Origin of the sequence: Pseudoalteromonas sp. GutCa3 (assembly GCF_002836155.1) — a bacterium.
GTDB classification, from domain to species: Bacteria; Pseudomonadota; Gammaproteobacteria; order Enterobacterales; family Alteromonadaceae; genus Pseudoalteromonas; species Pseudoalteromonas arctica.
Genome location: NZ_PJBK01000005.1, coordinates 1 through 346, shown reverse-complemented (window position 1 = coordinate 346; position 346 = coordinate 1). Strand labels below are relative to the sequence as shown.

The window sequence follows — 346 nt, the reverse complement described above, 5'->3', positions numbered from 1 at the left end:
GGTTAAATAATGCAGTTATTTAGCTAAAAAGGTCTTAGCAGTATCAACTCCCATGTTGTAACCACTATTAAGTATTTCAAACTTTTTAGTGGTACGCCCAACTTTAAAATTAGCCGGTGGTGCAATGATATTGATTTTGCAGTCACTAGGGCGTGTTGATCTTTGGTGGGTGAATTTGCAGCAGTATGTTTGGCTTTTAGGCAAGGCGGAGCCTATGTAGTGTGGTTATTCCCCATGAATAGGCGATAACGCAGCATAAATACCAAACATGCGCTGCCCAAAGGGTTCTTTCTAGGGACGATTAACTCTTTGTTGCTCGGTTTTTACTTAGCCCACTAGGTTACAA

General features: G+C 41.0%; 1 protein-coding gene. It reads right to left on the bottom strand.

What is annotated here, in order from left to right:
- Positions 1–15: 15 nt before the first annotated feature.
- Positions 16–204 carry a DUF6363 domain-containing protein gene (locus CXF64_RS20875; RefSeq protein ID WP_423810673.1) on the bottom strand — a complete coding sequence of 63 codons (189 nt, stop codon included), beginning with the start codon at positions 202–204 and terminating at the stop codon, positions 16–18.
- Between the last annotated feature and the right edge of the window lie 142 nt (positions 205–346).